This window comes from Rhodococcus sp. PvR099 (assembly GCF_017833315.1).
GTDB lineage: Bacteria > Actinomycetota > Actinomycetes > Mycobacteriales > Mycobacteriaceae > Rhodococcus_G > Rhodococcus_G oryzae.
The window spans coordinates 4,849,837-4,876,158 of sequence record NZ_JAFIBV010000001.1 but is presented as its reverse complement, the minus strand read 5'-3'; the positions used below and the strand labels follow the sequence as shown (position 1 = coordinate 4,876,158).

The following is a 26,322-nucleotide window of genomic DNA, read 5'->3' as shown; positions in this document are numbered from 1 at the left end:
CGCCGGCCACCGCTCGGTGGTCACCCTTGCGCCGTCACCGCCGCTTCCTGCGTCTCCAGGCTGGCCGACGGGGTGCGGAGGGCGGCCACGGCGCCCGCGTACAGCGAGCCCTTGATCTCGCCGAGCGTGCGCCCGCGGGTGTGCACCAGTCCCTGAGCACGGCCGACCGCCTTGGCGAGCACGTCGTCCCCGGCCGCGAGCTCGTCGACGAGTCCGTGGGCCAGCGCGTCGGTCCCGCCGTATCGGCGACCGCTCGTCAGCGCGGCGTGCACCGCCCGCGCAGGCAGCCGTGCGGTCAGCAATTCGAGGACCCCCGGCGTGTAGCTGATGCCGACCGTGATGCCCGGCAGACAGAAGAACCCGCGGTCACCGCGCATCACCTGATGGTCGTGCGCGGTGGCCAGGATCGCTCCACCGCCGAACGTGTGGCCCGGCATCGCGGCGACGGTCGCCATCGGAAAGGTCAACACCCGCGCGAAGAGCGCGTGCACACGATCCATGTACGAGTTGAGCTGCCCCAGGTTCTGCGCGACCCAGACGGTGTCGAGGCCGGTGGAATAGAACTTCCCGACCCCGGTGGTCACCAGGGCGGCCGGGCCCTGACTCGCCTCGACCTCGTCCAGCAGCGCCTCGGTCTCGTCGAGCCATCGCGGATTGAACGCGTTCTCCTCGTCCCGTTCACCCTCGGTTCCGAGGTAGAGGACGAACACGTCTCCCGAGCGCTCCATGTAAGGCATGGCGAGACGATAGCCCCCGATCGCGGACACCGCCTGACGTCAGACCGTGCTCCGTACCAGCAGAGCCTGCGCGGGCGCCGAAACCCGCATGACACCGACGGCCGTGATGGCCGCACTCGCCGCGGCCGCGAGCCCCGCGGTCACCGCCGGGCCGAGCGGCGCCTGCAGCGCGCCTGCGACCATGAAACCGATCGGCATGCATACATTGGCGAGGGTCGCACCCAGTCCGGCGACGCGTCCGAGCATCGCTTCGGGCACCTGGGTCGCCACGAGGACATCCGCCCAGACGCTGCCCAATCGAATCGCGGCGCCGACGAGGAGCGCCACCCCTGCCATGACCGCAAACGGCGGAAAGAGGCTCAGCGCCACCAGGCCGATGCAGATCGCCCCCTGCGCCAGCAACGCCGACTGCGCTGCGCGAGAGGGAATCCGCCGTCCCAGCAGCCTCGTTGCGACGATGCCGCCGAGCGCGAACAGGGCCATGAGATAACCCTGGGCGCCCGCGAACCATCGATCGCCCGACCCCGCGTTCACGATCAGGAGCCAGGCCGGGACCGGGAGCGCTGTTTGTGCCGCCGACACCAGGATCACGGTCCGCAGCCACTGGCTGTCCCTGATGAATCGGAAACCCGCGCGCGTGTCCTGGACCAGCCCCGCGGGGGCGTCGGTTCGCGTCGGACTCGGAGCGAGCGCACCTGCGGCAGTGGCACCCACCGCAACGGCCGCGACAAGAAGAAATGCCGACACGGTGGGTCCGGTGGCCGAGATGAGCAGAGCCGCGGCCGCGGGCGACACCACCTGCACGGTGAGGCTCAGCGAATGCCAGGTCGCCAGCTGACCGGCCCGATCGTCGCGTGGAACCGAAAGATAGACCGCGGTTGCCGCGGCAGGCTGCGACAGCCCGCTACACACGCCCAGCGCGATCATCACGAGCAGAATGTGCAGCCCGCCTGCGAGCGCGGGAAGTACGGCAATCAGCGCGCAACGACCGGCATAGGTCGAAAGAATGATCGCCCGTTTGTCGAGCCTGTCCGCCAACGTGCCTGCAATGATCCCCGCTCCTAGGATTCCGACGCATCGAGCGCCGAACGCCAACGCAAGGAGCGCCGCATCTCCCCCGGCCGAAACGACCAGCGCCGCCGTTGTCACCACGATGGCGGAATCTGCGACGGGGCCGGCGAGAAGGAAAGCGAACCCCAGCCTGGACCGGAGTTGTCCGCGCATTCACGTGCCTTCCGGGAGGTAAAACCTCATCGAGAATCCTTCGGGGGTGAGGGTTCTGCGCTCGTTCACCTTCAGTTCGGCGCCCGACAGCTGAATTCGCATCGTGGAATTTCGGACGATCTCACCCAACACGGTCGACATCTCCCGCTCCGCGAACTTCGCGCCAACACACCATCGCGGCCCACCGCCGAATGGTATGAACTCGCCGCGCTCCGGCGCGGCGTCGATCCACCGCTCGGGCCTGAAGTCGCCACCGGTCGACGCGAAGGTGGGCGATACCCGGTGGGTGACCCAGCTGGACACCATCACCACGCTTCCCGCCTTCATTTCCCAGTCCCCGAAAGGGATGTCCTCGGCCGCGTCACGGCCCAACATCCACGAGGGCGGCCACAGGCGGAGCGTCTCCGACACCACGCGCGTGAGCGCGCCTGCGCCGCCCTCACCCCGCAGCTGCTCCTGGAGGGCGCTCCGCGCCCCGAGCTCGACCATCCCCCACAGGATGGCCGACGCCGGCACGCCGTGCGCAGCAAGGAGTGTCGAAATAATCATCTGCACAACATCTTTGAGCGGGAGGTCTGCCTGTCTCAGGTCATCACACAATCCGTCCGATCCGGGCGCCAGCGCCAGTTTCGCCACCGCCGATTCGAGAGTGCGCAACGCCCTGCGGACCCGCAGATCGGACGGCCGCCAGCGCAACCATCGGGGGAGGACGAAGGGACTCGCCGTGATCGGGAAGAGCGCGTCGAGAAGTTCTTGTGCGAGAGCAGGAATCTCGTCAGCGTTTCGAGTTCCAAAGCAGTACCGGGTGATAGACGTGGACGTGAGGATCTGCAAGGTGTCGATCAGCTCTCGATCGCCGACCGCCCTGCCCAACCAACTCCCGACGATCGCGTTTGTGTCATGTGCGAGTTCGACCTGGTGGTCCTCGAGACGCTGGCGCGATGCCAACGCCGCGGAGGCCGCCTTGCGTGACTTCATCCACCGCTGCACCGATTCGGATCCGAGGTCGCCCGACACCTTGCTTCTGAGAAAATTCTGGGTCGACAAGAACTTGCGATTCGACCCGACGAGTACGTCGTGTACCTCACGATGACCCGACACGAGGAAAGTTCCCGGCCAGAGTTCGACTATCGGACCGAGCGCCGCGGCGTCGAGCAGAAAGGCCAGCCGCCCGCGATCGTACGTCTCCGCCAGCCCGGCTCGCGATGTACCGAGGATTGGTGGCCGTGCCATTTACATCTCCTAATGAAAGTGCGGGCGGTCAAATCGAATTCGACCGCCCGCACTGTTGACCATTGTCAGGACCATTCGTACATGCCCGGCGCTTTTCGCGGCACAAAGCCGACGAGAGCGGCGACGGTGAACTTGATTCGACGCATTTCCTTACCTCCTTTCCGTTCTCGAAGTGACATGAACAAGATTGAGCCATCGGCGCGGGGACCAGAAGACACCCAAGGTGTCGGATCTACCCACCCATCACCGGGCTAGTTCGGGCGCCTCGAGGGGTCGTTCGGTGAACTACGCGAGAATGGTCGGCGCTTCACCGCGAGTTCTGAAGGTAGAGAACGGAATCCGCGCACGGCAACGAGCCCGCGCGGCATCGGCGTCCGGGCGGGAGGGTCAGGGAAAGCGGGCGTGGGTGCGACCGAGTGGTCGCCGAGCGGAGGGGCGGACTACGGCGCCCTGTGCCCGAAGGTCAACGCCACGTCCCACGGCGCGACGCCCCAGGACTCGATGGCGGTCACCGCGAAGATCCCCGCGGCCTCGATGGTGTCCTCGGAGGTGGGCGAGGACACCGACGTTCCCGGCCTGCCGTCGTCAGGCACCTCCGGCCAGACCCCGGTGTCCCGCGGCACCGGCGCCGTCTCGATCACCGCCACCCGCTCCCCCTCGTCGTCGACGATCCCGAAGAAGCAGTACGGCTCGGGCGGCGCATCCCAGCCGCCGAGTTCCACCACCCAGTACTCGCCGCGCTCGACGGCGGACGCCGCGGCGGCGGCCAGGAACTGATCGAGGTCGGTCCAGGGGTTGCTCTCGGGGCGGACGGGGTCGCCCAGCCGGAACGCCCGGGTCTGAGCGTCCTCCTCGGATCCTGGGGACCCGTCCTGCACCAGCAGGGTGCCCGCCGCGGCGTCGAGGAGCACCGTCTCACGGAAGCGGTCGTCCGGCACGGAGGTACGAGCGATGAGCCCGCGCCCCAGCAGGTCACTGAGCCCGTCCGGGTCGTCGACGCTCCACAGCCTGGTCCCCTCCTCGGTCCACGTGCGCAGCAGCCCGCCCGAGACGGGGCTGAGCATCGCGGTGGCCAGGCCCGCCCCGACCTCGAGGCCTGCGGGCTGATCGTTCGTCATCGGCCCAGTGTCCCAGCGCGCCGCGTCGCCTCCTGCCCGGCGTGCCCCCTCGCGCGGAGCTAATCCTGCGAACCCATTGTTGCCAACCCCCGACACCCCTCGTAACCTGGAGAAATGGCGAAGACCTATGTCGGCGCGCGACTGCGTCAGCTACGCACCGAGCGGGCCATGAGCCAGGCCGCCCTGGCCCAGACGCTGGAGATCTCGGCGAGCTACCTCAACCAGATCGAGCACGACGTGCGGCCGCTCACCGTGCCCGTGCTGCTGCGGATCACCGAGGTCTTCGGGGTGGACACCACCTTCTTCTCCTCGCAGGACGACACCCGGCTGATCGCCGAGCTGCGGGAGGTCGCGCTCGACCAGGAGATGGGTATCGACTCGGATGCACAGGAGATCGCGGAGATGGTGTCCGCGCACCCGAGCCTGGCCAAGGCCATCGTGAACATGCACCGTCGCTACCGCAACACCACCGCGCAGCTGGCCGCGGCAACCGAGGACCGGTACAGCGACGGCAGCGGTAGCGGGTCGATCACGATGCCGCACGAGGAGGTGCGGGACTACTTCTATCAACGGCAGAACTACCTGCACGAGCTGGACACCGCCGCAGAGGAGCTCACCTCCCGGATGCGTTTCCACCGCGGCGACGTCGCAGGTGAGATCGCCAGGCGGCTCGAGAACGTCCACGACGTGCAGATCGTGCAGCGCATCGACCTCGGCGAGGGTGTGCTGCACCGCTACGACCCCGAGTCCCGCGTGCTGGAGATCTCCCCGCACCTGTCCGGCGGGCAGAAGGTGTTCAAGTTCGCCGCCGAGCTGGCCTACCTCGAGTGCGGGGATCTGCTGAACAAGATGGTCGACGAGGGGAACTTCACCTCGGAGTCGTCCCGATCGCTCGCCATCCTCGGGCTGGCCAACTACTTCGCCGCGGCAACCGTGCTGCCGTACACCCAGTTCCACGACATCGCCGAGGAATTCCGCTACGACATCGAGCGGTTGTCCGCCTTCTTCTCCCAGAGCTACGAGACCATCTGCCACCGGCTCTCCACCCTGCAGCGCCCGAAGCTCCGCGGCGTGCCGTTCTCCTTCGTCCGGGTCGACCGGGCGGGCAACATGTCGAAGCGGCAGTCCGCCACCGGCTTCCATTTCTCCTCCAGCGGCGGCACCTGCCCCCTGTGGAACGTGTACGAGACGTTCGGGTACCCCGGCAAGATCATGACCCAGATCGCGCAGATGCCGGACGGCCGCAGCTACCTGTGGGTGGCGCGGACCGTCGAGCGCAGAGCGGCCCGATACGGCCAGCCGGGCAAGACCTTTGCCATCGGCCTCGGCTGCGAGCTCCGGCACGCGCACCGCACCGTCTACGCGGATGGCCTCGACCTGGACAACCAGGCGGCTGCCACCCCGATCGGCGCCGGCTGCCGGGTGTGCGAGCGAATGAACTGCCCGCAGCGCGCCTTCCCCCCGCTCGGCAAGGAACTCGACATCAACGAGCACCGCAGCTCGGTGTCGCCGTACCTCATCCGCTGACTCCCGGCCAGCCCACCATCTCGACTGCCTCCCCTCACCGCCGCCGCCCGCCGAGTGTGCAGTTATCGACGCCGCACTCGGCCGATGCCCCGGAAACTGCACACTCGGTGACGGCCCGAGCCGGCGAAACCGCTGCTCGGGCAGACCTGTTCACCTGCCGGTAATCCGGGACACAAACAAGTCACGCAGTGACATTCAGGCGCAACAACGCGCCCATATCGTCTGCGCTCACACGAATACAGCCCTGTATACGCATCGCGGATACAGGGCGTGTTCGGTGTGCGGCGCGCGCTGTCCGGCGGCCGCCTCCCCGACGAAGGAAAGGCAGTACATGTCCGTTTCTCGTAGGACCACGATCTCCAAGCGCGCCCTCGTTGCCCCGGCGGCCCTGGCCGCGGTCGGCCTGGTGCTCAGCGCGTGCGGCAGCAAGGCGGGCGACGAGACCGCCGCGTCCGGCACCACCGAATCCTGTGTGAACACCTCCGGCGACACCATCAAGGTGGGCTCGCTGAACTCGCTGTCCGGCACCATGGCGATCTCGGAGGTCACCGTCCGTGACTCCATCGCACTCGCCGTCGAGGAGATCAACAACTCCGGTGGCGTGCTGGGCAAGAAGATCGAGATCGTCGCCGAGGACGGCGCCTCCGAGCCGACGGTCTTCGCGGAGAAGGCCGAGAAGCTGATCAGCAGTGACTGTGTCGCAGCGGTTTTCGGCGGCTGGACCTCCTCGAGCCGTAAGGCCATGCTGCCCGTGTTCGAGGACAAGAACTCGCTCCTCTACTACCCCGTCCAGTACGAGGGCCTCGAGGACTCCAAGAACATCTTCTACACCGGCGCCACCACCAACCAGCAGATCATCCCGGCCCTGGACTACCTGAAGGAAAAGGGCGTGAAGTCGCTCTACCTGGTCGGTAGCGACTACGTGTTCCCGCAGACCGCGAACCGCGAGATCAAGGCCTACGCCGCCGCCAACGGCATCGAGATCAAGGGCGAGGACTACACGCCGCTCGGCTCCACCGACTTCTCCACCATCGTCAACAAGGTCCGGTCCGCGGACGCCGACGCCGTGTTCAACACGCTCAACGGCGACTCCAACGTCGCCTTTTTCCGCGAGTACACCAACGCCGGCCTCAAGGCCGCCGACATGCCCGTGGTCTCGGTCTCCATCGCCGAGGAGGAGGTGGCCGGCATCGGCGCGCAGAACATCGCGGGCCAGCTCACCGCGTGGAACTACTACCAGACCATCGACAGCCCGGAGAACAAGAAGTTCGTCGACGCCTACAAGGCCAAGTACGGCGCCACCAAGCCCACCTCGGATCCGATGGAGGCGGCCTACACCTCCGTCTACCTGTGGAAGAACACGGTGGAGAAGGCCAACTCCTTCGCCGTCGAGGACATCCAGAACGCCGCTGACGGAGTCACTTTCAACGCTCCCGAGGGACTCGTGACGATCGACGGCGACAACCACCACATCACCAAGACCGCCCGCATCGGAGAGATCCGGCCCGACGGCCTCATCTACACCGTCTGGGACTCGGGCAGCCCGATCGCCCCCGACCCGTACCTGACCAGCTACTCCTGGGCCGAGAGCCTGGCCAGCAAGTAGCCGACCCGAGCAGCCGACGACAGAGAGTAGAGAGGACGGGCATTCGACATGGATGTCGTGATCGGACAGTTGTTCACCGGCCTGAGTATCGGGTCGATCCTGCTGCTGGCAGCGCTGGGACTGTCACTGACCTTTGGCCAGATGGGCGTCATCAACATGGCCCACGGTGAATTCATCATGGCCGGGTCGTACACCGCCTACGTTGTGCAACAGGTGTTCTCGACGGCAGGGTCGTCCCTGCTGATCTCTCTGCTCGTCGGTTTCTTCGTCGGAGGGGCCATGGGGGTGCTGCTCGAGGTGACCCTCGTGCAGCGGATGTACCACCGCCCGCTCGACACCCTGCTGGTGACGTTCGGCGTTGGCTTGATCCTGCAGCAGCTCGCCCGCGACATCTTCGGGGCACCCGCCGTCAACGTGGTCGCCCCGGAGTGGCTCTCCGGCGGTGTCGACATCCTCGGCGCCGTCGTCCCGAAGACCCGCATCTTCATCCTGGTGCTCGCCGTCGTCTGCGTCGCGGTGCTCTCCGTCGCACTCAAGACCACCCCGATGGGGCGCCGGATCCGGGCCGTCGTACAGAACCGCGACCTCGCCGAGACGAGCGGAATCTCCAGCCGCAGAACCGACATCACCACCTTCTTCATCGGCTCGGGCCTGGCGGGCGTCGCGGGTGTGGCGTTGACCCTGATCGGCTCGACCAGCTCCACGGTCGGCCAGTACTACCTCATCGACGCGTTCCTGGTCGTGGTGGTCGGCGGCCTCGGACAGATCAAGGGCGCGGTGATCGCGGCGTTCGCCCTCGGCATCCTCAACTCCTACATCGAGTACTCGACGACCGCCTCGATCGCGAAGGTCATCCTGTTCGTGATCATCGTCGTCTTCCTCCAGGTGCGCCCGCAGGGCCTGTTCGCCGTGAAGACAAGGAGTCTCGTATGACCGGCATGCTCACCCGCTGGCGGCCGCTCGCCGGATTCGGTCTCGCCGCTCTGGTGCTGTTCGGCCTCGCTCCGGCTGTGCTCAGCGACTTCCGGCTGAACCTGCTCGGCAAGTTCCTCTGCTTCGCCATCGTCGCCGTCGGGATCGGATTGGCCTGGGGCCGAGGCGGAATGCTCACCCTCGGCCAGGGCGTCTTCTTCGGACTCGGCGCCTACATGATGGCCATGCACCTCAAGATCGCGGACGCCGAGCTCAAGGGCAACGACGTGCCCGACTTCATGCAGATCGCCGGCATCAGCGAGCTGCCCGGCTACTGGACGCCGTTCACCTCGCCGTTCGTCACCATCCTCGCGATCCTCGTGGTGCCCGCACTGGTCGCCTTCGTGCTCGGCCTCGGCGTGTTCAAGCGCCGGGTCAAGGGCGCCTACTTCGCCATCCTGTCGCAGGCGCTCGCAGCCGCCTTCGCGATCCTGCTGGTCGGCCAGCAAACCATCGGAGGCAGCAACGGGCTCAACAGGTTCCGTACCTTCTTCGGCTTCAACCTCAACGACCCCACGAACAAGCGGATGTTGTTCTTCATCGCCGCCGGTGTGCTGCTCCTGGTCGTCGCGCTGACCCGGCAGCTGATGTACAGCCGCTACGGCGAACTGCTGGTCGCGGTCCGGGACCAGGAGGAGCGGGTCCGGTTCCTCGGCTACGACCCGGCGAACATCAAGGTCGTCGCGTACGTGGTCGCGGCCTTCTTCGCCGGCATCGCCGGGGCCCTGTTCGTCCCCATCGTCGGCATCATCTCCCCCGCCGACGTCGGTATCGTCCCCTCGATCGCGTTCCTCATCGGCGTCGCGATCGGCGGCCGCGCCACCCTGCTCGGTCCGGTGCTCGGCGCCATCGGCGTCGCATGGGCGCAGTCCACCCTGTCCGAGAACTTCCCCTCCGGCTGGATCTACGCCCAGGGCTTGCTGTTCATCGTGGTGGTCGGCTTCTTCCCCGCGGGCGTCGCCGGACTGATCGAGCTGATCCGGCGCCGAAAGCCGCGCGCCGACGCCCCCCGTGACGAGACCCCCGATGCCCTTCCCGAACTCGAGGTGGCCCGATGACCAACGCGACAGCTCCCGTGTTCGGCGGCAACGCCGGAATGTCCAGCCAGTACCTCGAGGTCCGGGACCTGCGGGTGACGTTCGACGGGTTCACCGCCGTCGACGGGGTGGACCTGACCCTGATGCAGGGCGACCTGCGCTTCCTCATCGGCCCCAACGGCGCGGGCAAGACCACCCTGGTCGACGCGATCACCGGCCTGGTGCCCGCGACCGGCTCGGTCGCCAAGTCGGGCGTGGAACTGATCGGCAAGAAGGTGCACAAGATCGCCCGGCTCGGCGTCGGCCGAACCTTCCAGACCGCAAGCGTTTTCGAGCAGCTCAGCGTCCTGCAGAACCTTGACATCGCAGCGGGCGCGGGTCGCTCCGCGCTGACCCTGCTCCGTCGCCGCGGCTCCGTCAGCCCGCAGATCGAGGAGGCGCTCGAGATCACCGGCCTCGGCCACCTGCGCGACAAGCCTGCGGGCATCCTCGCGCACGGGCAGAAGCAGTGGCTCGAGATCGGCATGCTGCTGGTGCAGAACGCCGACGTGCTGCTGCTCGACGAACCCGTCGCGGGTATGAGTCACGACGAACGCGAGGAGACCGGAAACCTGCTGCGGCGCATCGGCGGTGAGCGAACGGTTGTCGTCGTCGAGCACGACATGGACTTCATGCGCGCGTTCGCCACCTCCGTCACCGCGCTGCACGCGGGCAAGGTCCTCGCCGAGGGCACGGTGGAGGAGGTCCAGGCCGACCCGAAGGTGCAGCAGGTCTACCTCGGCACCGCCTCCGCCGCCGAGCCCGAGCCCACCGCCACGAAGGAGACCGAGAATGCTTGAGCTGAGGGACGTTCGCGCCGGCTACGGGCGCACCGAGGTCATCCACGGCGTGACCGTCGAGGTGCCGGCCGACGGGGTGGCCGCGGTGATGGGACACAACGGGGCAGGCAAGACCACCCTGCTCCGGTCCGCGGTCGGGCTGCTGAAGATCAACTCGGGCCAGGTGCTGTTCGACGGCGAGGACGTCAGCAAGCTGCGCCCCAGCGCAAGGGTGGCCCGAGGCCTGGCCTATGTCCCGCAGGGACAGCAGTCCTTCGGGCAGCTCACCACCGCGGAGAACCTGCAGGTCGTGGCCGACGGTCGCAAGCGGGGACGGGCGCTGATCGACGAATCACTCGACCTGTTTCCCGCCCTCAAGGGCCTGCTCACGCGGCGGGCCGGGCTGCTCTCCGGCGGCCAGCGCCAGCAGCTCGCGATCGCCCGCGCCCTGATCACCGAGCCCCGGATGCTCATCCTGGACGAACCGACCGAGGGCATCCAGCCGTCCGTGGTCGCCGAGATCGAGAGCACCATCGTCGAGCTCACCGGCCGTGGCGGTCTCGGTGTGCTGCTGGTGGAACAGCACATCGGCTTCGCCCTGCAGGCGGCGCAGAGCTACTACGTGCTCGAATCCGGACGGATCACCTCGACCGGCGAGGGCGGCCGCGGCGTCCGTTCGCCAGGCGCGGAGTCCGCAGTCCGCGCGGCGATGGCCATCTGACCATGGCCGCGAGATCGCGGGCGCGTCAGGAACATTCACACCTGGGAGAGCAGGTGTACCGGGCGCTCCGCGATGACCTGGTCTGTGGGCGGTTCAGCCCGCTCGACCGCCTGGGCGAGGAGCGCCTCGCCGAGCTGTACGGCGTCTCCCGCACCCCCGTGCGGGAGGCGCTGGCCAGGTTGCTGTCGGAGGAGCTCGTCGCCCGCGAGGACGGCGGGCTGTTCCCGTACCGGCCGAGGTTCGAGGACCTGCACGGGCTGTACGAGCTCCGGATGACCGTCGAGCTGAGGGGCATCGACCGGGTCATCGAGGACCGCAGGCTCGAACACGCGCAGGACATCCTGCGCGCCGAGCTCGAGCGCTGGATCCGGATGCGGGCGGAACCACCGGCGTCGGGCCCGGACTTCATCGCGAGCGACGAGGCCTTCCACACCGCGCTGCTGCGGGCCTCGGGCAATCCGGCACTGAGCGAGGCGCTCGACTCGGTGCACAGCAAACTGCGCCCGGTGCGCCGGCTGGACCCATGGACCCCCGAACGCGTCCGCGCCACCATCGACTCGCACCTGAAGATCGTGCGCGGCCTGCTCGCCGGGGACCTGGGGCCCGCGGCCGGGGAGCTGCACCTGCACCTGATCCGGTCCAGGGACCTGGTCGTCGAGCGCACCGGCCAGGCGGTGGCCAGCTCCGCGATGGCCCGCGCGATCCGCGAGTAGCCGCCCGCGAGCGTGCACCTACGGTCGCCCGCTCCCGGGCGATGCCCCGACACCTGCACACTCGGCGGGACCGGCCGGACCGCGAATGTCCGCCGCTCGCGGGGACGTCCGGTGTAGCGTTTTACTACCGTTGAGTAAGGACACAGAGGGTGTGGAACGCGATGGCAAGAAGTCTCGAGGAGGGGCTGGCTGGGCGCCGCGTCCTGATCACCGGCGCGGCAAGGAGCATCGGGGCCGCCCTCGCCAAGCGGCTGCACGCCCACGGCGCGAAGGTCGGCCTGCTGGGACTCGAGCGTGAACTGCTCGAGCAGGTGGCGACGGCATGCGGGAACGCGCCGTGGCGCTACTGCGACGTGCGCGACCACACCCAGGTCGACGCGGCCGTCGCCGGGATCGTCGACGAACTGGGCGGGCTCGACGTGGTGATCGCCAACGCCGGTGTGGGGGCGCAGCTGCCGATGCTCGGCGGCGACCCGGCCGTCATGCAGCGCATCGTCGACGTCAACCTGATGGGCACCTACTACACCCTGCGCGCGGCGGGCGAGCACATCGGACACCGCGACGGGTACGCGCTGATCATCACCTCCGGGGCCGTCGGGGCACAGCTCCCCCTGCTCGGGGCGTACAGCGCGACGGCGGCCGCGGCGGAGGCGCTCGGCAACACTCTGCGGGTGGAGATGCGCCACCTCGGTACCCGCGTCGGCGTCGGATATCTGGGTGAGATCGACACCGACATGATCTCGATCGGCTTCGACACGGCCGCCGCGGACAAGATCAAGTGGTCGGGCATGTTCACCGCGATGTCTCCGCTCGAGGTCGCGATCACCGCCTTCGAGAAGGGAATTGCCCGGCGCCGCAAGCGGATCTACGCGCCGGGCTGGGTCGGCGGGCTGCTGCACTGCCGGATGGCGGCGCAGCGGATCGTCGAGCTCCGGCCGCAGCCGCACATGGCGCAGGCGCTGGCCATCGCGCGGACCGAGCACACCAGGTACACCACCGCGCAACCCGAGCTGCCGCTCCGTCTCTCGGACAGCGCCCGGTGAGCGCGCGGATCACCCCGGGCCGGCTGCGCCAGCTCGGGCCGATCAACTGGGTGGTGTGGCGGGTGCTGTCGACGGTCTCGGGCACCCCTGACGCGCAGCTGTTCAGCACGCTCGGCCGCACCAAGGGCACCTTCCGGGGCTGGCTGCACTTCGGCGCGGGACTGATGCCGGGCGGCCGGATCTCCCGGCACGAGACCGAGCTGATCATCTTGCGCGTCGCGCACCTGCGCGGCTGCGACTACGAGATGGACCACCACATCCGGCTGGGCACGCGGGCCGGGGTGACCCCCGAGCTGCTCGACCGGGTGCTGGCCGGGCCGGAGGCACCCGGCTGGAGCAATCGGCAGCGGGCGATGCTGGCGGCGGTCGACACGCTGGTCGCCACGAAGGACCTCGACGACGCGCACTGGTCGGCGCTGGCCGCGCATCTCGACGAGCGCCGGATGATCGAGTTCCTCCTGCTGGTCGGCCAGTACGACATGCTCGCCACCACGATCGGCACGCTGCGCCTGGACCGGGACACCTTCCGCCGGTAGTCCCGCAGTGTTCACACCCGCGTGCCCAGGGCAAGCCCGGACGGCCCCGATGTGACGATGACAACCCGACCAGCCGTTTTCATTGACCGTCGATTGCGGCCGTCGGTAGCGTCCGGCCTCTTGGGCCGAGACGCGAGTCCGTGCCTCCTGACGGCGGGAATTCAGCATGTCCACTGGCACACGGGACCTCGACGACGACGTCGCGGGATCCGCGATCACCGACAACCCGAACCACGAACGGCGCTGGCTGGTGCTGTGCATCGTCGCGCTCGCGCAGCTCACCGTGGTCCTCGACGGCACCATCGTCTCGATCGCGCTGCCCGACGCCCAGGTCGAGCTGGGCATCAGCGACTCCGACCGCCAGTGGGTGGTCACGGCGTACGCGCTCGCGTTCGGCGCGCTGCTGCTGCTCGGCGGCCGCGTCGCCGACTACTGGGGGCGCAAGCGCTCGTTCATGGTCGGCATGGCCGGCTTCGCGATCGCGTCCGCGATCGGCGGCTTCGCCCAGAACGGAATGCAGCTGTTCACCGCCCGCGCCCTGCAGGGCGTGTTCGCGGCGCTGCTCGCCCCTGCCGCGCTGGCCATCCTCACCACCACCTTCATCGGCGAGAAGGAACGTGCCAAGGCCTTCGCCGTGTTCGGCGCGATCTCCGGCGGCGGCGCCGCCATCGGCCTGCTGCTCGGCGGCTTCCTCACCCAGTACGTCGACTGGCGCTGGTGCCTGCTGGTGAACATCCCCGTCGCGATCTTCGCGATCGCCGTCACCGCGCCGATCGTCCGGGAGACCAAGGCGCACGGCGATACCAGCTACGACATCCCCGGCACCGTGCTCATCGCGATCGGCCTCGGCTCCCTGGTCTACGGCTTCACCCAGGCGGAGAAGCACGGCTGGGCCTCCACGCAGACCGTCGGGTTCATCGGGCTCGGGTTGGCCGCGCTTGCGGCCTTCGTGCTGGTCGAGAAGCGCTCGAAGAACCCGTTGTTGCCGCTGTCGGTGCCGTGGCACCGCGACCGCGGCGCCGCGTTCATCGGCTCGATGCTGGTGGGTTCCGCGCTGCTCGGCGGCACCCTGTACCTGACCTTCTACCTCCAGATCGTGCTCGGCTTCAGCCCGGTGGCCGCCGGCTTCGGCTCGCTGCCGATGGCGATCTTCATCGTGATGGCCGCGGGCATCTCGGCCAACCTGAGCACCAAGATCGGGCCGAAGCCGCTGATGATCGCGGGTCCGCTGATCGCGGCGATCGGGCTGACGCTGCTGACGCAGATCGGGGTGGAGACCTCGTACTGGACTCACGTCTTCCCCGGGCTGGCGACCTTCGGGTTCGGCCTGGGCCTGCTGATGGTGCCGATGCAGAACCTGTCGCTGATCGGCGTCAAGGATCACGACGCCGGGGCGGCGAGCGCGCTGGCCAACGCCACCATCCAGATCGGCGGGGCGCTCGGCACCGCGCTGTTCACCACGATCTACGTCTCCGCGAAGTCCGCGTGGAGCGCCGCCAATGCCGCCCCGACCGCGCCCGCGGGCGTACCCGCGAGCGCGATCCCGGCGGACCTGGCCACGGCCGTGCCGCCGACCGCGGAGGAACTGGCGGTGCTGCCGGCCTCGGTGCAGGAGTTCATCGGCTCGCTCAAGGAATACGCGTTCACCGCGGAGGTCTCCGGCTACGCGCAGGTCTTCGGCTGGGCAGCTGCGCTGATCGCGGTGATCACGCCGCTGGTGGTCGTGCTGGTCCGCGCGAAGAAGGGCGATCTGCCCGACGAGGCGCCTGTCGGGATGCACTAGGCGGCTGCGCCGCCTGTGCGCGGTTGACGAGTGCAGGGACTCGTCAACCGCGCACGGGCGCGGAGCGCCTCAGCACCTCGGCGACCGGGGTGGACGAGCGGCCGATCAGCGTCTGCAGGTCGCCGCTGGTGGTGTCCAACGCCCCGGCCTTGATGCCTGCGTCCGAGTTCGCGAGCATCCCCGCGTAGACCGCGGGCAGGCCTGCGCTCTCGAGGACGGCACCGAACTGGTCCTCCGAGAGATCCTGGTAGACAACGGTCTTGCCGGCCGCGTCGGAGATCTTCGCGGCCAGCTCGGCGAGGGTCAGGCGCTCGTCGCCGCCGAGCTCGTACACCTTGCCTGCCTGGCCGTCCGCGAGCAGCACGACGGCCGCGGCCTCGGCATAGTCGGCCCTGGCGGCGGCCGCGACCCGGCCGTCGCCCGCGGCTCCGGCCAGCACCCCGCGCTCGATCGTGCCCGCGAGGTCGGTGGTGTAGTTCTCCCAGTACCAGCCGTTGCGGAGCAGGGCGTGCTCGATACCCGAGGCGGCGAGGACCTCCTCGGTGGCCTTATGCTCCTGCGCCAGGGTCAGCGCGCTGTTCGCGGCGTCGAGCACGGAGGTGTAGGCGACGAACGCCACGCCCGCGGTCTTGGCCGCCTCGATGACGTTGGTGTGCTGCGGTAGCCGCTGACCGACCTCGCTGCTCGAGATCAGCAGCAGCTTGTCGACACCGGCAAGCGCGCTCTCGAGAGCCGCCCGGTCCGTGTAGTCGGCCGCACGCACCTGCACGCCCTTCGCGGCGAGGTCGGCGGCCTTGCCCGGGTCGCGGACCACGGCGACCAGGTCGCCCGCGTCGGCTCCGCGCGCCAGCAGGGATTCGACGACGAGGCGGCCGAGGTGTCCGGTGGCGCCGGTGATGGCGATGGTCATGTGCACTCCTGGGTGTCGCGAGTCAGTTGAGTTGACGCTTCAAACAAACCGTCCGCGTCCATCATGCACTTATTTTCAGTAAGTGCAACCGATAGTGTTAGCGCTGCGGTATCGGTGGGTAGTAATCTGGCGTCCATGACCGCCCCCGACCTGCCGCGCCCTGCCGACGCGGACCCGAGCCTGGAATCCGACGTGTTCGCCCGTGGCTGCACCTCGCGCCCGGTTCTCCAGGACATCACCGGACGGTGGGGAACGCTCGCCCTGGCGGCCCTGGCCGAGGGCCCGTTCCGCTTCAGCGCGTTGCGGCGACGCGTGGACGGGGTCAGCGAGCGGATGCTCTCCCAGACGCTGCAGGCGCTCGAGCGGGACGGCCTGGTGCTCCGCGAGGTCCTCGGGACCATTCCCCCGAAGGTCGAGTACAGCCTCACCGACCTCGGCGCCGAGGTCGCGGCGCAGCTGACCAGCCTGATCCACCTGGTCGAAACCCGGATGCCGACGATCACCGAGGCGCAGGCGCACTACGACGCCCGCTGACCCGCTCCGGCCGAAACGACAGAGGGGGCGTCCGGCACACGGCCGGACGCCCCCTCTGGGTCGGAGCTGGGTCAGAAGTTGATCATGTGTCCCGCGAGGCCGTGGATGGCCTCCTGCAGGGCCTCGCTCAGCGTCGGGTGCGTGTGCACGTTGCGCGCGAGCTCGTTGACCGTCAGGTCCCACTTCTGGGCGAGGGTCAGCTCGGGCAGCAGCTCGGACACGTCTGGGCCGATCAGGTGGCCGCCGAGCAGCTCGCCGTACTTGGTGTCGGCGATGAGCTTGACAAAGCCGTTCGGGTCGGCCAGGCCGTGGGCCTTGCCGTTGGCGGTGAACGGGAAGGTCGCGACCTTGATGTCGTACCCCTCCGCCTTGGCCTGCTCCTCGGTGAGACCGAAGCTGGCCACCTGCGGCTGGCAGAACGTGGCGCGCGGCATCATCCGGTAGTCGCCCAGCTCGAGGGTCTCGGCGTTGCCGATCGTCTCGGCCGCGACCACACCCTGCGCCTCGGCGACGTGGGCGAGCTGCAGCTTCGCGGTGACGTCACCGATGGCGTAGATGCCGGGCACGTTGGTGCGCATCCGCTCGTCGATGGCGATGGCGCCGCGGTCGGTGAGCGCGACACCGGTGCTCTCGAGGCCGTAGCCGGTGACGTTCGGCGCGAAGCCGATCGCCTGCAGCACCTTGTCCACGACGACGGTCTCGACCTCGTCGCTGCCGTTCTTGGCCATGGTGACGGTGACGCCCGCCGCGCCGTTGTCGGTGACCGACTGCACGCCGGTCGAGGTCTTGATCTCGATGCCGTACTTCTTGTAGCGCTTCGCGATCTCCTTGGAGACGTCCGCGTCCTCCATCGGCAGTGCGCGGTCGAGAAACTCGACGATCGTCACCTTCACGCCGTAGTTGTGCAGGACGTAGGCGAACTCCATGCCGATCGCGCCCGCGCCGACGATGAGGATCGAGCCGGGCAGCTCGCTGGTGAGGATCTGCTCCTCGTAGGTCACCACGTTCGCGCTGACGGCGGTGCCGGGCAGCATCCGGGTGGTGGTGCCGGTCGCGATGATGACGTTGTCGAACGTGACGGTCTCGGTGGTCCCGTCGGACTTGGCCACCGAGATGGTCTTGGCGTCGGTGAAGGTGCCGCGACCGTCGTACTCGGTGATCTTGTTCTTCTTCATCAGGAAGTGCACGCCCTTGACGCGGCCGTCCGCGACCGAGCGGCTCCGCGTGAAGGCGGCCCCGAAGTCGAAGCTCACATCTCCCGAGATGCCAAAGGTCTTGGCCTCGTTGTGGAAGATGTGGGCGAGTTCCGCGTTGCGGAGCAGCGCCTTGGAGGGGATGCAGCCCACGTTCAGGCAGACACCGCCCCAGTACTTCTCTTCGATGATGGCGGTTTTCAGTCCGAGTTGTGCCGCGCGGATAGCAGCGACGTACCCACCGGGACCGGCCCCGAGAACAACGACGTCATAGTGTGAGGTCACGATTGCCCAGGGTAGACCCGCGACGATTCGCTGTCCCGCCATGGTCTGGTTACCCATCGGTAGCAGGCCGGGAATCCCCCCGAGATCCGCCCTACCTGCGAATTCACTCGGCGCGGTGGCTGGCGACCTGACCCCTCGGGTAAAAAGGAGATGGCCCCGTCCGACGTGGCCAGGTGAACGACGTCCGATTTACCCGAATCGCGTAACGCCCGAGTTCGGTGAACCGACGAATCAACAGTGAAGGTTTCTCGCATGCGTCCTCAGACATCCCGCCGCGGCCGCCTCGTCGCGGCGGCGATCGCGCTCACCGTGTTGCCGATGCTGGTGAGCCCGGCCCTCGCACCCGCGGCGCCGGCCACCGCGCAGTCGGAGTCCGGATCGAAGCTCGAGCGGATCGAGAAGAACTCCGACCGCAAGGTGACCGCATACGTGTACTCGGCGGCGATGGACCAGGTGATCCCGGTCGAGGTGATCACCCCCGCCGACACCAGCGCGCCCCGCCCGAGCCTGTACCTGCTCAACGGCGCGGGCGGCGGCGAGGACCGCGCCACCTGGCAGAAGCAGACCGACGTGATGAGCTTCTTCGCCGACAAGAACGTCAACGTGGTCACCCCGATCGGCGGTGCCTTCAGCTACTACACCGACTGGCAGAAGGACGACCCGAAGCTGGGTCGCAACAAGTGGCAGACCTTCCTGACCAAGGAACTGCCGCCGATCATCGACGACGCCTTCGACACCACCGGCGTCAACTCGATCGCGGGCATCTCGATGGCGGGCACCTCGGTGCTCAACCTCGCGATCGCGGCCCCGCACCTGTACAAGAGCGTCGGCGCCTTCAGCGGCTGCGCGGAGACCAGCACCGACGCTGGCAAGTTCTACGTCCGCACGGTCGTCGAGTCCCGCGGCGGCGCCGAGGCCACCAACATGTGGGGCCCGTACGACGGCCCGGGCTGGGCCGAGAACGACCCGGTCGTCAACGCCGAGAAGCTGCGCGGCATCAAGCTATTCGTCTCCTCGTCGAGCGGCCTGCCCGGCGACCACGACAACCTGGCGAACCCCGCCGTCAACGGCAGGGTCGACACGCTGGCCAACCAGGTGATCGTCGGCGGCATGATCGAGGCCGCGGTCAACCAGTGCACGCACAACCTCCAGGGCAGGCTGGGCCAGCTGGGCATCCCGGCGACCTTCGACTTCCGCCCCGCGGGCACCCACTCCTGGGGTTACTGGCAGGACGACCTGCACGAGTCGTGGCAGATGCTCGCCGAGTCCATCGGCCTGTGACGCCCCGCGCCTGACCGAGAAAGGGCCCCGCACCGTGTGGTGCGGGGCCCTTTTCATGCGCTACGCGGCGCGCAGCTGCGGACTACGCGGGGGTGGGGACGACGCGCTCGATGATCGGCGCGAGGTCGAGGCCGGTGGGCAGGGTGCCGTAGACCGTGCCCCAGTCGCCGGCGAGGCGGGTGGCGAGGAAGGCATCGGCGACCGCCGGATTGCCCGACCGGACCAGCAGCGAGCCCTGCAGCGCCAGTGCCAGCCGGCCGACCACGACGCGGGAGCGGTACTCGAGGTCGGTGAGGTCGGTGAACTGCGCCTTCAGTGCGGCGACGTAGGCGTCGTACCGGGGGTCCGCCCCGGCCGCGGCGTCGAGCTCGTCGAAGAACACCCCGAGGACCTCGGGCTGCTTGGCCAGGGCGCGCAGGGTGTCCAGGGCGGCGACGTTGCCGCTGCCCTCCCAGATCGATCCGAGGGGGGCCTCGCGGTAGAGCCGCGGCATCCCGGACTCCTCGATGAAACCGTTGCCGCCCAGGCATTCCAACGCCTCCGCGGCGTGGCCCGGACCGCGCTTGCAGACGTAGTACTTCGACACGGCCAGGCCGAGGCGGCGCAGCAGTGCGGCACGCTGGTCGCCCCGGAGTGCGGCATCGGTCTGCGAGGCCAGCCACAGCGCGACCGTGGTGGACGCCTCCGCCTCGACGGCGAGGTCGGCGATCACGTTGCGCATCAACGGCTTGTCGATCAGCAGGCCACCGAACGCGCTGCGATGCGCGGCGTGGTGGGCGGCCTGCCCCACCGCCTCGCGCATCAGTGCCGCGGCGCCGAGCGTGCAGTCCAGGCGGGTCATGTTGACCATCTCGATGATGGTCCGCACCCCACGCCCCTCCTCGCCGAGCCGCCACCCGATGGCGTTGTCGTACTCGACCTCGCTGCTGGCGTTGGACCGGTTGCCCAGCTTGTCCTTGAGTCGTTGCAGCGCAATGGTGTTCATGCTGCCGTCCGGCAGCACCCGCGGCAGCACGAAGCAGGTCAGCCCGCCCGGCGCCTGCGCGAGGGTGAGCAGGATGTCCGACATCGGCGCCGAGGTGAACCACTTGTGCCCGACGATCCGGTAGCTGCCGTCCTGATGCGGAGTGGCGGTGGTGGTGTTGGCCCGGACGTCCGAGCCGCCCTGCTTCTCGGTCATCGACATGCCGGCGATCAGACCCCGCTTGAGCGCGGTCGGGGCGACGGACGGGTCGTACTGGTCGTTGGCGAGCAGCGGCTCGAACTCGGATGACAGCTTCTCGTCCGCCCGAAGCGCCGGGACGGCGGCATAGGTCATCGAGATGGGGCAGCCGTGTCCGGCGTCGGTCACCTGCCAGGCGGTGAACTTCGCGGCCCGGATCAGGTGTGCGTTGTCGCGCTTGTCGCGCCACGGTGCGCCGTGCAGACCGAACCCGATCGCGTGCCGCATCAGGTCGTGATAGGCCGGGTCGTAGTCGACCCGGTCGACCCGGTTTCCGTAGCGGTCGTGCGTGCGCAGGATCGGCGGGTGCGCCTCGGCGCGGTCGCCGAGTTCCTTGGCGTACGCGCTGCCCGCGAGGGTGCCGACCTCGTGGACCTCGGCAAGCGCGTCGGCGGCGCCCGCGGCGGTCAGGATCTCGTCGAACAGCGGGTGCCCGGCGGTGTCGTAATCCACCAGCGGCGGAACCTGGTTGGTCACCTCGTGTGTCTTCACAGCTTGCCCCTCACTTCCTCGCGCATGGCCAGTTCGGCGAACTGGGTGCGGTAATCGTCATAGGCCCAACGCAATTCGTCGGCGGGCCAGTTCTCGGGGAGCAGCTCGTCTGGCAGTGCCGGGTCGGTGCGCAGGTGCCGCACGGCCGCGGCCGCGGCCATGAACCGCTCCTGGGACTGCCCCGGCACCGACAGGGCGCCGAGGATGAGCCCGGCCTCGGCAGACCAGGCGTCGAGGTCCCACAGTTGCCCGATCAAGGCGCCGGGATCCTCGGGGACCGCGGCGAACCGGTGCACCTCGTCGAGCCGCGGCAGGTCGTGCCCGGTCAGGTTGGCCGGTCGCATCCACACCCCTTCCCGCAGCTCGGCGTACCGATGCTCGGCGAGGGTGGTGCGCAGCATGCCGCGCGCCCCGGCCTCCCGGCCGGACACCACGACGACCACCATGTCCCAGCGGCCGTCGAACGGGACCCGCCTCGGGTTGACCAGCGCCTCCTGCAGGGCCTGCCGCTCCAGGTGTCTGGCCCCGAGCAGGTACATCGAGTCCTTCGTGACCAGGTCGCCCGCCGCCACCATCCGCGACAGCGCGGCGCGCATGGTCGACGGCGCGACGCCGAACATCTCCCCGGTGCGGGTGATCTCGCGCGCCGACATCCGGGCCGGACGCATGCCGAGGAGCAGGCTCAGCGCCACCGACCGCGCGGTCATCGGCGGCGTGAGCTCGACGAGCGTGCGGACCGGCATGGGACCTCCTCGCTGCTGTTGCAGAATCACAACAGCTGTCTCAAATGTGTAGCACTCCGAGGGGCGGATGGGAACCCCCGCCGACGCGCGGTCCCCTCCTGCGCGCGGATCCGCACGTCAGGGGTATCAATGAACAATGGCTTCCGACCTGCACGACCCCTACCTCTGGCTCGAAGACGTCACCGCCGAGCCCGCACTGGACTGGGTACGCGAGCGCAACGGCCGCACCACCGGCGAGTTCACCGAGAACGCCGGGTTCGAGGACCTGCAGACGCGGATCCGGGCGGTGTTCGACACCGATGCCCGCATCCCGTACGTCCGGCTCCGCGGCGAATACCTCTACAACTTCTGGCGCGACTCCGAGCACGTTCGCGGCCTCTGGCGACGGACGACGATGGACGAGTACCGCACCGACGCCCCGAACTGGGACCTGCTGGTCGACGTCGACGAGCTCGCCGAACGCGACGGCGAGAACTGGGTGTGGTCCGGCGCGCGGGTGCTGCGCCCCGGCCAGGAGCGCGCACTGATCAGCCTGTCGCGGGGCGGCGCCGACGCCACGGTGACCCGCGAGTTCGATCTGGAACGACGCTGCTTCGTCGAACCGTCCGAAGGCGGCTTCTTCCTGCCCGAGGCCAAGACCGACATCGGCTGGATCGACGTGGACACGGTGTACGTCGGCACCGACCTCGGGCCGGGCACGCTCACCGATTCCGGCTACCCGCGGATCGCCAAGCGCTGGACCCGCGGCACCGACATCGCCGAGGCCGTCACCGTGTTCGAGGGCGAGCAGACCGACGTCGCGGTGTCCGCCTGGTACGACCGCACCCCCGGGTTCGAGCGCAGCTTCGTCGAGCAGTCCATCGACTTCTACAACTCCCGGCGCTTCCAGCTGATGGGCGACGGCACCCTGGTGCGGATCGAGACGCCCGAGGACGCAGGCCTCTCCGTGCATCGGGAATGGCTGCTGATCCGCACCAGGTCCGCCTGGTCCGTCGCCGGGCACGAGCACCCGGCCGGCACCCTGCTGGCCGCCCGGTACGAGGACTATCTCGCCGGATCTCGGGACCTGACGGTGCTTTTCGCGCCCGACGCCCACACCTCGCTCGAGCAGTACGTGTGGACCCGCAACCACCTGCTGCTGGTGACGCTGTCCGACGTGCAGACCCGGCTGCGGGTGCGGACACCGGGACCCGCCGGCTGGACGGACGTGCCGCTCGAGGGGGTCTCCGAGCTCACCACCACCGACATCCTGGACGTGGATCCGGTCGAGGGCGACGAGTTCTTCCTCAACTCGAGCGGGTACCTCACGCCCGCGACGCTGCTGCACGGCATGGTCGGCGAGCAGATCGAGGTGCTCAAGCAGTCGCCCTCGTTCTTCGACGCGGATTCGCTCGCGGTCGCCCAGCACTTCGCGGTGTCCGAGGACGGCACCCGGATCCCCTACTTCGTGGTGCGCGGGAAGGACGCCGAACCCGGACCGACGCTGCTGTACGGCTACGGCGGTTTCGAGAACTCGATGACGCCTGCGTACAGCGGCTCGACCGGCCTGGCCTGGCTGGAGCGGGGCGGCACCTATGTGGTCGCCAACATCCGCGGCGGCGGCGAGTACGGGCCCGAGTGGCACACGCAGGCGCTGAAGGCCGGGCGGCACAAGGTGTTCGAGGACTTCGCCGCCGTCGCGCGGGACCTCGTCGAACGCGGGATCACCACGCCCGCCCAGCTGGGCGCCCAGGGCGGCAGCAACGGCGGGCTGCTGATGGGTGTGATGCTCACCCGCTACCCGGAACTGTTCGGTGCCATCGTCTGCCAGGTTCCGTTGCTGGACATGCGCCGCTATCACCTGCTGCTGGCGGGCGCGTCCTGGATGGCCGAGTACGGCGACCCCGACGACCCGGCCGAATGGGAGTACATCTCCCGATACTCGCCGTACCAGAACACCGACTCGGAGGCGGCGTATCCGCCGGTCCTGATCGCGACGTCGACGCGTGACGACCGGGTGCATCCCGGCCACGCCAGGAAGATGGCCGCGCGACTCGAGGAGCAGGGGCACCGGACCTGGTACTACGAGAACATCGAGGGCGGGCACGGCGGCGCCTCCGACAACGCCCAGCTGGCGTTCAAGACGGCGCTGACGTTCACGTTCCTCGGGTCACAACTGGGGCTCTGATCGTGCGCTCATGCCGGGGCGTCTGGACAGACTCCGGGGCCTCGATCTCGGCGGCATAGCCGCGGGCGCCGCCCAGCGACACCACCCGGGTCAGCGCCCGCAGGTCGCCCTCGACCCACCGGAACAGTTGGTACACACCGATGAACGCGATGATGCCGCCGATGCACAGCGCGCGGACTGTGGCGTTGACCGTGTTGCCGGGCTCGGCCCCGACGAAGCTGAGCCCGGCGACGCCCACCAGTGGAACCGATGCGGCCACCGCGACGTAACGGGTGGTGATCCGGCCGAGCGCCCGCAGGTCGCGACCGTCGGCGCTGCCGATCTCCCCGTGCGACAACAGGATCGGGTACACACAGCGCACCGCGTAGAAGGTGAGGATGAAGAACGGGTACGCGACGGCCACCGCACCGCAGACCGCGAGCGAGGCGATCAGGTGCGAATAGGCCTGCGACGGAATACCACCCGCCGCGGCCTGCAGGACGATCGGGTAGCCGACCCCGGCGACCACCCAGAGCACGAAGGCGACCACGACGGCCCGGTGCCCCAGATTCAGGGTCGCGGTGCGCACCCTGGCCAGGATCTCGGGGGCGTACCGCTGCCCCCGCCGTAGACCGCGCGGGACGATCAGCGCGAGCCGGCACCAGTAGAGGATGAGGAACGCGCCGAGGGGGAAGGCCAGGCCGCCCACGATCAGGTGGACCTGTTCGAGATGGTCCTGGGCCTCCGGCGAGAGCTCGGAGATGATCAGCGCCTTGTTGTAGTAGTAGTTGTAGCCCGCGGCCAGCAGGTTCGGGATGCCGATCGCGGCCAGCAGGATCGGGAGCGACCACCGCGACAGCGTCGACCGCCAGCTCCCTGGACGCGGATCGACGAGGTCGCGGGCGTGTGGATCCAGGCACAGCGCGAACTGGCGTGCCAACTTACGGCCGCTCGACCAGCGGTCGGCGGGATCGAAGGCCAGGGACGTCATCAGCACCCGGCGCAGGGCGGCCGGGCAGTCGGCCGGGAGCCGGGCCCTGGCGTCCGGATCGACCCCGCCGCGCCGGATCGCGAGCACCTCGCCCGGCGACACTTGCGATCCGCCCGCAGGGGCGTCCGCGAACGGGCGGACCCCGGTCAGCAGCTCCCACAGCATCACCCCGAGCGCGTAGATGTCGCTGCGGGTGTCGATCGGCGGCGCGCTCGCGGCCGATTCCGGGGACACCGCGGCCAGCTGCTCCGGCGCCATGTACGCGACAGATCCGCCGACGAAGCCGGACCGGCCGGCCGGGTCGGTGCTGTCGCTGGAGCTGACGTTGAAGTCGGCGAGCTTCGGGACGCCCTCGACGCTCAGCAGCACGTTGGCCGGCTTGATGTCGCGGTGCAGCACGCCGTGGGCGCACGCGTACTCGAGCGCGTCGGCCAGCCGCAGCCCGATCCACGCCACGGTCTCCGGCCACGAGAGCTCCGCGATCTCGGCGCGCACGCTGGACTCGCTCGGCCCGATCTCTCCCTTGCCCGCGAGGACCTTGTCGATCGAATCGAGCAGGAGCTGACCGCTCCGTCGCTCGGGCGGGGTCGCGCGGACGAGTTTGACCACATCCAGCAGCGTGCCACCGGACACGTACTCCATGACCAGCACCCGCAACTGCCGGTCCTCGAACAGCCTCTGGTCGAAGACCCGGACGATGTACGGGTGGTCGAGCTGGGCGAGGGTCTGTGGCTCGCTGCCGACGTTGCGGGAGATCTTCAGCGCCGCGGGGCGCAGCATGGACAGCTGCCGGGCCAGGAACACCCGGGCGAACGCACCGTGCCCGAGCTCCGCGATCAGTTCGAAGTCGTCCAGCTGCTGCCCGACCGCGAACTCGGCGTTCTCGGGCAGGTCGATCGGGACGGGCGCACCGCGGCGTCCCGGCAGATCGTGCTCGCGCAGCCATTCGAACCGGTCGGCCTGCTGCGGGAAGCCGCGCAGGTACTCCTCCGGCTCGACGCTCGCCCCGCTGGCGCGGCGCACCCGATACTCCTCGTACACGAGCTCGGGCGGCAGCGGCTCCGCGAGCAGCTCGGGGAACTCCCGGCAGTAGTCGGCGATTCGTTTCGGCTGGCCACCGCGCAACCACCGGTACTCGAGATCGACCATGATCAGGTCGATCAGCGCCGCACGCCGGATCGCGGCCGCGTTCGGCAGGTAGTCCGACAGGTCGGACGGGGACCGGGTCGACTCCCAGTCGGCGACCAGGCGCCGCACGCCGGTGTCGACGACCAGCCCCGCTTCCGGGCGGGTGCCGGTCGAGTCGGAGACGGCCGAGCTCACGTACACGGCGGTGCCGGGGGCCTCCTCGGTCAGCGGCCCGCTTGCGATCGTCGCGTCACTCGGGGGAACGGGTTCATCCATGGCGGATCGGTTCCGAGCCGACCGCACGGTGCGGGCGGGTCGTGGTGATCACA

The 26,322-nt window shown here is 69.0% G+C and carries 22 protein-coding genes; 13 read left to right on the top strand and 9 right to left on the bottom strand.

What is annotated here, in order from left to right:
• Positions 1–20 precede the first annotated feature (20 nt).
• The 4 genes from JOE46_RS22635 to JOE46_RS22620 all read right to left on the bottom strand — a co-directional run bounded on the left by JOE46_RS22635 (position 21) and on the right by JOE46_RS22620 (position 4,312).
• Positions 21–737 carry an enoyl-CoA hydratase/isomerase family protein gene (locus JOE46_RS22635; protein ID WP_209928553.1) on the bottom strand — a complete coding sequence of 239 codons (717 nt, stop codon included), beginning with the start codon at positions 735–737 and terminating at the stop codon, positions 21–23.
• 39 nt (positions 738–776) lie between these two features.
• Positions 777–1,961 (bottom strand): MFS transporter, encoded by a 1,185-nt coding sequence (locus JOE46_RS22630; protein WP_209928551.1) that lies wholly within the window; start codon positions 1,959–1,961, stop codon positions 777–779.
• A complete protein-coding gene (locus tag JOE46_RS22625; RefSeq protein ID WP_097210194.1) occupies positions 1,962–3,194 on the bottom strand; it encodes a cytochrome P450 in 1,233 nt (410 codons plus the stop codon).
• Positions 3,195–3,634: 440 nt separating this feature from the next.
• Positions 3,635–4,312 carry a hypothetical protein gene (locus tag JOE46_RS22620; RefSeq protein WP_245221147.1) on the bottom strand — a complete coding sequence of 226 codons (678 nt, stop codon included), beginning with the start codon at positions 4,310–4,312 and terminating at the stop codon, positions 3,635–3,637.
• 114 nt (positions 4,313–4,426) lie between these two features.
• Here JOE46_RS22620 and ramB point away from each other — a divergent pair, with 114 nt between their 5' ends.
• The 10 genes from ramB (at position 4,427) to JOE46_RS22570 (ending at position 15,068) form a co-directional block, all read left to right on the top strand.
• Positions 4,427–5,839 (top strand): acetate metabolism transcriptional regulator RamB, encoded by a 1,413-nt coding sequence (ramB, locus tag JOE46_RS22615; protein WP_097210193.1) that lies wholly within the window; start codon positions 4,427–4,429, stop codon positions 5,837–5,839.
• 331 nt (positions 5,840–6,170) lie between these two features.
• Entirely contained in the window at positions 6,171–7,445 is a 1,275-nt protein-coding gene (urtA, locus tag JOE46_RS22610) for an urea ABC transporter substrate-binding protein (RefSeq protein WP_209928550.1), read from the top strand.
• Positions 7,446–7,493: 48 nt separating this feature from the next.
• A complete protein-coding gene (gene urtB / locus JOE46_RS22605) occupies positions 7,494–8,378 on the top strand; it encodes an urea ABC transporter permease subunit UrtB (protein ID WP_097210191.1) in 885 nt (294 codons plus the stop codon).
• On the top strand, positions 8,375–9,475 hold the full coding sequence (gene urtC, locus JOE46_RS22600) for an urea ABC transporter permease subunit UrtC (RefSeq protein ID WP_209928549.1): 1,101 nt from the start codon (positions 8,375–8,377) through the stop codon (positions 9,473–9,475). Before urtB ends, urtC begins: the two co-directional genes overlap by 4 nt.
• Entirely contained in the window at positions 9,472–10,293 is an 822-nt protein-coding gene (urtD, locus tag JOE46_RS22595) for an urea ABC transporter ATP-binding protein UrtD (RefSeq protein ID WP_209928548.1), read from the top strand. The genes urtC and urtD overlap by 4 nt, the downstream gene beginning before the upstream one ends.
• The gene (urtE, locus tag JOE46_RS22590; protein WP_097210188.1) at positions 10,286–10,993 is read left to right on the top strand and encodes an urea ABC transporter ATP-binding subunit UrtE; all 708 of its coding nucleotides are present in this window, start codon (positions 10,286–10,288) and stop codon (positions 10,991–10,993) included. Before urtD ends, urtE begins: the two co-directional genes overlap by 8 nt.
• A 2-nt stretch (positions 10,994–10,995) precedes the next feature.
• Positions 10,996–11,706, top strand: a complete 711-nt coding sequence (locus JOE46_RS22585) for a GntR family transcriptional regulator (RefSeq protein ID WP_097210187.1) — start codon at positions 10,996–10,998, stop codon at positions 11,704–11,706.
• 161 nt (positions 11,707–11,867) lie between these two features.
• Positions 11,868–12,749: an SDR family NAD(P)-dependent oxidoreductase gene (locus JOE46_RS22580; protein ID WP_097210342.1), complete on the top strand. Its 882-nt coding sequence runs from the start codon at positions 11,868–11,870 to the stop codon at positions 12,747–12,749.
• Positions 12,746–13,285 (top strand): carboxymuconolactone decarboxylase family protein, encoded by a 540-nt coding sequence (locus JOE46_RS22575; RefSeq protein ID WP_097210186.1) that lies wholly within the window; start codon positions 12,746–12,748, stop codon positions 13,283–13,285. The genes JOE46_RS22580 and JOE46_RS22575 overlap by 4 nt, the downstream gene beginning before the upstream one ends.
• Positions 13,286–13,451: 166 nt before the next feature.
• On the top strand, positions 13,452–15,068 hold the full coding sequence (locus JOE46_RS22570) for an MFS transporter (protein WP_209928546.1): 1,617 nt from the start codon (positions 13,452–13,454) through the stop codon (positions 15,066–15,068).
• A 43-nt stretch (positions 15,069–15,111) separates the two neighbouring features.
• On the opposite strand, the gene JOE46_RS22565 is transcribed toward JOE46_RS22570, so the two are convergent.
• Entirely contained in the window at positions 15,112–15,978 is an 867-nt protein-coding gene (locus JOE46_RS22565; RefSeq protein WP_209928544.1) for an SDR family oxidoreductase, read from the bottom strand.
• 135 nt (positions 15,979–16,113) lie between these two features.
• On the opposite strand from JOE46_RS22565, the gene JOE46_RS22560 reads away from it, so the two are divergent.
• Positions 16,114–16,512: a helix-turn-helix domain-containing protein gene (locus JOE46_RS22560; RefSeq protein WP_077040576.1), complete on the top strand. Its 399-nt coding sequence runs from the start codon at positions 16,114–16,116 to the stop codon at positions 16,510–16,512.
• A gap of 71 nt (positions 16,513–16,583) precedes the next feature.
• On the opposite strand, the gene lpdA is transcribed toward JOE46_RS22560, so the two are convergent.
• The gene (gene lpdA / locus JOE46_RS22555) at positions 16,584–17,990 is read right to left on the bottom strand and encodes a dihydrolipoyl dehydrogenase (RefSeq protein WP_077040575.1); all 1,407 of its coding nucleotides are present in this window, start codon (positions 17,988–17,990) and stop codon (positions 16,584–16,586) included.
• 252 nt (positions 17,991–18,242) lie between these two features.
• Between lpdA and JOE46_RS22550 the strand changes: the two genes are divergently transcribed.
• Positions 18,243–19,271: an alpha/beta hydrolase family protein gene (locus tag JOE46_RS22550; protein WP_209928542.1), complete on the top strand. Its 1,029-nt coding sequence runs from the start codon at positions 18,243–18,245 to the stop codon at positions 19,269–19,271.
• A gap of 82 nt (positions 19,272–19,353) precedes the next feature.
• Here the strand turns inward: JOE46_RS22550 and JOE46_RS22545 are convergent, their stop codons facing one another.
• Together JOE46_RS22545 and JOE46_RS22540 are read right to left on the bottom strand one after the other, a co-directional pair.
• Positions 19,354–20,985, bottom strand: a complete 1,632-nt coding sequence (locus tag JOE46_RS22545; protein ID WP_097210183.1) for an acyl-CoA dehydrogenase family protein — start codon at positions 20,983–20,985, stop codon at positions 19,354–19,356.
• Positions 20,982–21,728: a PaaX family transcriptional regulator C-terminal domain-containing protein gene (locus JOE46_RS22540; RefSeq protein ID WP_209928540.1), complete on the bottom strand. Its 747-nt coding sequence runs from the start codon at positions 21,726–21,728 to the stop codon at positions 20,982–20,984. The genes JOE46_RS22545 and JOE46_RS22540 overlap by 4 nt, the downstream gene beginning before the upstream one ends.
• 136 nt (positions 21,729–21,864) lie before the next feature.
• On the opposite strand from JOE46_RS22540, the gene JOE46_RS22535 reads away from it, so the two are divergent.
• Complete coding sequence (locus JOE46_RS22535) at positions 21,865–23,895, top strand: prolyl oligopeptidase family protein (protein ID WP_209928538.1); 2,031 nt, start codon at positions 21,865–21,867, stop codon at positions 23,893–23,895.
• Here the strand turns inward: JOE46_RS22535 and JOE46_RS22530 are convergent.
• The gene (locus JOE46_RS22530; protein WP_209928536.1) at positions 23,864–26,269 is read right to left on the bottom strand and encodes a serine/threonine-protein kinase; all 2,406 of its coding nucleotides are present in this window, start codon (positions 26,267–26,269) and stop codon (positions 23,864–23,866) included. The genes JOE46_RS22535 and JOE46_RS22530 overlap by 32 nt on opposite strands.
• Positions 26,270–26,322: the final 53 nt, after the last annotated feature.